Here is a 6,985-nt window from a genome sequence, read left to right as displayed (position 1 = left end):
GTTTGCCGAACCAGGCAGCACATCGGCCTCGCCATGGCTGTTGAAATTGCTGGAGCGCAAGCCGCGCAAACTCGCGGCGGTGGCTCTGGCCAACAAGAACGCGCGGATCATCTGGTCGATGATGACCAGTGGTGAGGCGTACCGCCAGCCGCCGGTCGCCGCCTGATCCAAGCGTTTGTGCCGAGGGTTTAGGGGCAGGCAGGAGATGAGGATCGGTCGAACCGACGAACGACGCATTCCGAAAGAAGCATGGCACCCGATGCCGCTATTTTGTTCGGAAGTCGTTCGCGGATTCCATCTAGGCCAAGCGGTCATGGCACCGCGTCAACAGGCCGGACACATGACCGCACTCGAACCGACGCCAGATCCCGCTAAATTCACCTTGAACCCAAAGGGCCGTCCACACATGCTTCTTTCTTTCAAGAAAGAAGGGCTTTCTTAACCTTTCCGCGCCTAATCTAAGGCCACTTCACCTCAGGCGGCATGCTCATGAGGATGGCTTCGGTGTTGCCGCCGGTTTTGAGGCCGAAGGTGGTGCCGCGATCGTAGAGGAGGTTGAATTCGACGTAGCGGCCGCGGCGGATGAGTTGGGCTTCGCGTTCTTCGGCGGTCCAGGCCTCGTTCATGCGGCGGCGGATGATGGCGGGGTAGGATTCGAGGAAGGCGAGGCCGACGTCACGCGTGAAGGCGAAATCGGCTTCGGGGTTGGCTTCGAGGTAGTCGTAGAAGATGCCGCCGGCGCCGCGGGTTTCGTTGCGGTGGGGGAGGAAGAAGTATTCGTCGCACCATTTTTTGAATTTTGGATAGTATTCGGGGTTGTGGGCGTCGCAGGCGTGCTGGAAGGCGGCGTGGAAGGTGGCGGCGTCGGCCTGGGCGGCTTCGGTGCCGGGTTGGAGGGGGGTGAGGTCGCCGCCGCCGCCGAACCAGCCTTTCGAGGTGACGATCATGCGGGTGTTCATGTGGGCGGCGGGCACGCGCGGGCTGTGCATGTGGGAGACCAGGCTGATGCCGGCGGCCCAGAAGCGGGGGTCTTCGGCGGCGCCGGGGATGGATTTGGCGAATTCGGGGCTGAAGGTGCCGCCGACGATGGAGATGTTGACGCCGACTTTTTCGAACACGCGGCCGCGCATAACGCCCATTTCGCCGCCGCCTTCGAGGTGGTTTTTGCCGTCGGGTTCGCGCGTCCAGGGCGTGATGGTGAAGCGGCCGGGGGGGCGGTCGGCCATCGCGCCGGCGTGCTCGGACTCGATCGATTCGAAGGCGGCGCAGATGCGGTTGCGCAGTTCGGCGAACCAGGCCTGGGCGGCGGGTTTAAGGGATTCGTGTGGGATGGCGGGGCGTGCTGCGGTCATGCCCGTCGTTATAGCCGATTCGTGCGGTATTGAAATTTCGGCGGTTTGGGGTCATGCGGGGGGATATTGCGGTGCAATACAACGGGATGGACGAGGGTATCGATGGCTGAAATCGGCGCGGGCTCGGGCGGGCCTGAACACGGAGCACATTTGGATGAGGAGCGGCGGCCGTTTCTGCCAATCCTGTTCGGTGGCCTGGTGCTGGTGGCCGTGTTGGCGCTGGTTTGGGGATTTGCGGCGGCATTGCGACCGCCGGCGGCGGCGATGAGTGCTGCGCCGGTGGGCAAGGGTGCGGCCGTGATGCTGAAAGGGTTGCATTCATGAGTGACGCGCGATCGGGCCTGGGTGGTGCCGCGCAGCCGGCGCCGGGGTGGCTGGCGGCGCGGTTGCCGCTGGCGGCGTGGTATCGGGCGGTGTGGCTGGATCATCAGGTGCCTGAGAATCTGCCGTTTGCATGTTCGTTCGGTGCGATGGTGGGCGTGGCGCTGGCAGTGCTGACGTTGAGCGGTATCTGGCTCGGGCTGGCCTATGTGCCGACGCCGGGGGGTGCGGCGCTATCGATGGTCGAGTATGCGCGGACCGTGCCGTTCGGGTGGTTGATGGTCGATCTGCACCGCGACGGCGCGACGATGCTGTTCATCGTGGTGTATTGGGCGCTGTTTCACGGGATTTATCACGCGGCGTATCGCAACCGGCGCGAATTGGCCTGGGTGATCGAGATCGTGCGGTTCGCGGCGTTCCTGGTGGTCGGGTTTTACGGGTTTGCGATGACCGGGGGGCCGGATGCGCAGGCGGCGATGCTGGCGATGGCGGCGCATGTCGCGACGGTGCCGGTGATCGGGGTATCGGCGGCGCAGGATTTTCTGGGCGGCGATGGGCTGGGGCCGACCAGTGTGGCGCATATGACGATGGCGCATGTCGCGATCGGGTTTCTGGTGCTGCTGATCGCGGCGCTGGGCTATGCCGCCGTGCGGGTGGCGCCGCCGCAACCGGGGCCGCTGGTGCCGCGGGCGGCCTATGCGCCGCAGTTGTTCGGGGCCTTTTTGCTGTTCGCGCTGATTTTCGGGTTGATAATTACGGTTGATCCGGGGTTGGGTTATCCGGTCGCGCCGGTGCTGCCGGACGCGCTGGCGGTGCCGTTGCAATCGGTGCCGCCGTGGTATCTGCTGGTATTTCATGGATTTGCGCGGGCCGGGCTGACGCCGGGGGGTGGCGCGTTTCTGACAATTCTGGCGCTGGTGCTCGTGGGCGCGCTGCCGTGGCTGGATCGCGGGGAAGGTTCGGCCGTTGGTGCGCGGCCGGTTTACGCCGGGTTCGTGGTGGTGCTGGCGCTCGATGTGGCGGTGCTGGCGATTGCGGCGGCGGCACCGGCGGGCGGCGTGTGGTCTGCCGTGGTGGATTTGGCGACGATCTGGTTTTTCATCCATTTTCTGGTGGTGACGCCGTTGGTGACGATGTTCGAACGGCCGCGTGCGGCAACGACAATGGGGGTCGCGTGATGCGGGCGATTCTGGTCGGGTTGGCGGTGCTACTGCCGGCGGTGGCGTTTGCGGGGGCGCCGCAGTTCGGGTTCCAGTCGTGGTTCGGCGGGTTCGACAAGGCGGAACTGCAGGTCGGGTTTGCGACCTATCAGGCGAATTGCGCGCGGTGCCATAGTTTGAACCTGGTATCGCCCGGTGATTTACAGTCGCTGGGGCTGACGCCGGCGCAGGTGACGGCGCTGCTGGCCAAGGGCAAGCCGCCCGCCTTGTCGAAGACCAAGCCGGACGCGGGCGGTGCGATTGCCGGGGATCTGTCGCTGTACGAGGCGGGGCATCGGCGTGGCGCGGCTGCGGTGTTCGATTTGATGACCGGTTATCGGCCCGCGCTGCCGAATATGACGATGCTGCCGGGGCATTATTACAATATCGCGTATCCCGGCGGGCAGATTGCGATGGCACCGGCGTTGCAGCCGGGGTCCGTGATGCTGGCGGATGGCAAGGCGGCGAGCGTGCCGGTGATGGCGCATGATGTCGCGGCGTTCCTGGCTTGGACGGCGGACCCGACGCTCGATGAGCGCAAGGCGACCGGGCTGCGGGCGATTTTTTTCCTGTTGGTGCTCGGCGTGGTCGGGTTTGTTGTGATGGCGACGAGGATGACGCGATGAGCGATGATGTGCGGACGCCGGTGATCGGGATCATCGGCGGCTCAGGCCTGTATGATATCGAGGGGCTGGAGGATCAACGCTGGCAGCGGGTTTCGAGCCCGTGGGGCGAGGCTTCGGACCAGTTGCTGTTCGGCACGCTGGACGGCGTTTCGGTGGTATTTCTGCCGCGGCACGGGCGGGGGCATAAATTATCGCCGACCGATCTGAACTACCGGGCCAATATCGACGTGATGAAGCGCGCGGGGGTGACGGATATTCTGTCGCTCTCGGCGGTCGGCAGCCTGAAGGGCGAATTGCCGCCGGGGCATTTCGTGATCGTGGATCAGTTCATCGATCGGACCTTCGCGCGGGCCAAGAGTTTTTTCGGCGCCGGCTGTGTCGCGCATGTGTCGATGGCGGACCCGGTGTGCCGGCGGCTGGGCGATGCGCTGGAGCGCGCGGCGGTTGAGCAGGGCCTGCCGGTGACACGCGGCGGGACCTATCTGGCGATGGAAGGGCCGCAGTTTTCGACGCGGGCGGAGAGCCATTTATATCGAAGTTGGGGCTGTTCGGTGATCGGCATGACCAATATGCCGGAGGCAAAGCTCGCGCGCGAGGCGGAGATTTGTTACGCGACCGTGGCGATGGTGACCGATTTCGACTGCTGGCACACCGAACATGAGGCGGTGACGGTGGAACAGGTGGTGAAGGTGCTGCTCGGCAATGCCGACAAGGCGCGCGGCCTGGTGCGGGCGGTGGTGCCGGGGCTGGGCGGTGAGCGCCATGTGTGCAGCGCCGGGTGCGATCATGCGCTGGATTACGCGATCATCACGCCGTCCGCCGCGCGCGACCCCGAAGTAGTGGCGCGCCTCGACGCCGTGGCCGGCCGGATGCTGGGCTGAGTTCGAAAAGTTTCTGGCTCTTTTTTCCAGATGACAACGCTTTCTTAATCTTTGCGTGCCTAAGTTTAGGGCAGATTAGAATGACAAAGGAATGACAGGCGTGCTTTGAACAGGCACGAATCTTGCCTGTTTCGGCGCAACAGATCGAGCTTGGGAGCGACATGATGGCTGAAGCGGCACCGCTGACAATCGAGAGCAAAGGGATCATGCCCGTTACGCCGGCGGAGGCACACGGGCGGCCCCGGGCGCTGTTCGGCCTGTGGATGGCGGCGAATGTGGAATTCGCGACGATCACCACCGGCGCGCTCGCAACCGGCGCGTTCGGGCTTTCCGCGACCGATGCGATCATCGCGATCGTGCTGGGCAATGTGATCGGCGCGCTCCTGCTGGCGTTGTTTTCAACCCTCGGGGTCGAGTACGGGCTGCCGCAGATGATTCAAGGTGCGGCCTGGTTTGGGCGCAAGGGCAATAAACTACCCTCATTTTTGAATTTTTTCGGTGGCTTCTCCTGGTTCGGGGTCAATACGATCATCGGCGGCTACGCGCTGCAATACATGCTCGGCACCGGGCTGATCCTGAATATCCTGGTGCTGTGCGCGGTGCAGGTGGCGATTGCCGCGGTCGGGCATGACCTGATCCACGCGGCCGAGAAATATTTTTTCTATTTGCTGGTTGCGATTTTCGTCGTGATGAGTGTGATTGCCGCAGCGCATATCGGCCATCTGCCCGCCGCTCAGCCGAAACTGCTCAAGAACGTCGGCGGCACCTCCGGCGCGTTCATTCTGACCACCTCCGTGGTGGCGGCCTATGTGATGGGGTGGATTCCCTATTCATCCGACTACACCCGCTACCTACGCCAGCAAGGCGATAACGGTGCTACCAAGCGCGCCGTGTTCATCAACGCGTTCTGGGGCACGCTGATCTCGTGCATCTGGATGGAAGTGCTTGGCGCCATCATCGGCGCGACCGTCGCCCTCAGCAAACCATCCGACCTGTTCACCGCCTGGATGCCGCACTGGTTTCACGCGCCGCTCATCATCGCCATCGTGATCGGCACCATCAGCGCCAATATCCTGAACATCTACTCGGCCACACTCTCGTCGCTGGCACTCGGCATCCGGCTGAAACAAAGCCAGGCCGCGCTGATGTGCGGCGTCATCGGCACCATCATCTCCGTGCTCGCCGCCACCAATTTCATCAAGAATTACGAGGATTTCCTGTTCTTCCTCGGCTACTGGACCGCACCCTGGATCGTCGTCACCCTGCTCGCCCACTTTGGGCGGCGACACTCACGGCTCGGCACGATCAGCGCCGGATTCGTCGCCTGGATCATCGGCATCGCCGCCAGCGTGCCGTTTTTCAACCAGTACCCGCTGTTCGTCGGCGCCTTCGCCGCCGCCCATCCCGGGTTCGGCGATATCTCGTTCCTGGTCTCGGCCCTGGTCGCCGGCATCGCATACCTCGCCCTCAGCACCTCCAACCAAACCGCCGCCAAATTCGAACGCCCCCAGGAAGCGATGCGGGTTTAGCACAGGCGGCTGGGCCGTTTGCCGCGGGGGTAAAGCAAGGAAGGCCAGGGGCTCTCCCTCCGGAGCCATTCCAGCGATGAAGAGCATCGCTGGAACCTTCGGCTCCTCCGCTCCTGGACCCCGTTAAAGGCCCCGCGGGCAAGATGCCCGCTACCATATGATGAGGCGCGCGACGCTCGCCGGGCTTTAAAATCCACCAGTTTTAGGCAAGGGGAGGGCGACCCAGGTCAGATCGACGGAAAGTCCCAGGCAGCGCCCTCCCCTTGCCTAAAACTAGCGGGTTCTAAGGGCTCCGCCCTTAGTGGGGGTCGAGGGGGCAAAGCCCCCCGCTTTACTTGCTTTACCCCCGCGGCAAACGGCCCAGCCGCCTGTGCTAGAACTCGAGATCGAGTTCTGTGATCGTATCGGGTTCGTTTTCGGCTTCGGCGATCCATTCGGCCATATCCGGCCACGCGAGGATGGTTTTGATGTAGGTGGTGCAGGTGGGGTCGAGGGGGACGTCGTAGGTTTGGAAGCGGCTGGCGACGGGGGCGAACATGGCGTCGGCGATGCAGGGGGTGGGTCCGAACAGGTAGGGGCCTGGGGAGGCGGCGAAGCAATCGCGCCAGATGGTGGTGATGCGATCGATATCGGCCTGGGCGCCGGACCAGACGGTGAAGCCGGGGCGGTGGGCGCGGATGTTCATCGGCAGGGAGGCGCGCAGGGCGGCGAAGCCGGAGTGCATTTCGCCGCTGATGGAGCGGCAGCGGGCGCGCGAGATGGGGTCAGCGGGCAGCATGGCGGCTTTGGGGTAGGTTTCATTGAGGTATTCGGCGATGGCGATGGTGTCCCAGACCGTGACGTCGCCATCGATCAGGCAGGGCAGCAGGATGGATGAGGTGCGCATGAGCAATTCGGCGCGGGCCTGAGGATCGTCGGCGGCGGCGGGTTCGACGATGAAATCGATACCGGAGAGGCGGGCGAGCAGGAAGCCGCGCAGGCACCACGAGGAGTAGTTATGGCTGGAGATGGCCAGGCGTGCCGGGGGTTTCTGGCGTTTCGGGGCGGTTTCATGCTGGGGTGTCATGCCGCGCTTTC

Annotated in this window: 7 protein-coding genes and 1 pseudogene; 6 read left to right on the top strand and 2 right to left on the bottom strand. The window is 64.0% G+C overall.

From position 1 onward, the window contains the following. Positions 1-166: pseudogene (locus BW994_RS15565) on the top strand (IS110 family transposase); the annotation flags it as partial. Between the two features lie 292 nt (positions 167-458). On the opposite strand, the gene hemF reads toward BW994_RS15565, so the two are convergent. Beyond that, positions 459-1,352 (bottom strand): oxygen-dependent coproporphyrinogen oxidase, encoded by an 894-nt coding sequence (hemF, locus tag BW994_RS15560; RefSeq protein ID WP_029314250.1) that lies wholly within the window; start codon positions 1,350-1,352, stop codon positions 459-461. A gap of 102 nt (positions 1,353-1,454) precedes the next feature. On the opposite strand from hemF, the gene BW994_RS15555 reads away from it, so the two are divergent. From BW994_RS15555 to BW994_RS15535, 5 genes are all read left to right on the top strand, one after another. Beyond that, positions 1,455-1,676: a hypothetical protein gene (locus BW994_RS15555; protein ID WP_029314251.1), complete on the top strand. Its 222-nt coding sequence runs from the start codon at positions 1,455-1,457 to the stop codon at positions 1,674-1,676. Continuing rightward, entirely contained in the window at positions 1,673-2,851 is a 1,179-nt protein-coding gene (locus BW994_RS15550; protein WP_051657662.1) for a cytochrome b N-terminal domain-containing protein, read from the top strand. The genes BW994_RS15555 and BW994_RS15550 overlap by 4 nt, the downstream gene beginning before the upstream one ends. Next, the gene (locus BW994_RS15545) at positions 2,851-3,498 is read left to right on the top strand and encodes a cytochrome c1 (protein WP_081849242.1); all 648 of its coding nucleotides are present in this window, start codon (positions 2,851-2,853) and stop codon (positions 3,496-3,498) included. Before BW994_RS15550 ends, BW994_RS15545 begins: the two co-directional genes overlap by 1 nt. Beyond that, on the top strand, positions 3,495-4,379 hold the full coding sequence (locus BW994_RS15540; protein ID WP_029314256.1) for an S-methyl-5'-thioadenosine phosphorylase: 885 nt from the start codon (positions 3,495-3,497) through the stop codon (positions 4,377-4,379). The genes BW994_RS15545 and BW994_RS15540 overlap by 4 nt, the downstream gene beginning before the upstream one ends. 122 nt (positions 4,380-4,501) lie before the next feature. Continuing rightward, on the top strand, positions 4,502-5,908 hold the full coding sequence (locus tag BW994_RS15535) for a purine-cytosine permease family protein (protein WP_245594241.1): 1,407 nt from the start codon (positions 4,502-4,504) through the stop codon (positions 5,906-5,908). Positions 5,909-6,281: 373 nt separating this feature from the next. Here BW994_RS15535 and BW994_RS15530 read toward each other — a convergent pair whose 3' ends face one another. Next, entirely contained in the window at positions 6,282-6,974 is a 693-nt protein-coding gene (locus tag BW994_RS15530; RefSeq protein ID WP_051657481.1) for a glutathione S-transferase, read from the bottom strand. Between the last annotated feature and the right edge of the window lie 11 nt (positions 6,975-6,985).

Origin of the sequence: Acidiphilium rubrum, from assembly GCF_900156265.1 — a bacterium.
Taxonomy (GTDB): domain Bacteria; phylum Pseudomonadota; class Alphaproteobacteria; order Acetobacterales; family Acetobacteraceae; genus Acidiphilium; species Acidiphilium rubrum.
This window is presented reverse-complemented; position numbering and strand designations above follow the sequence as displayed.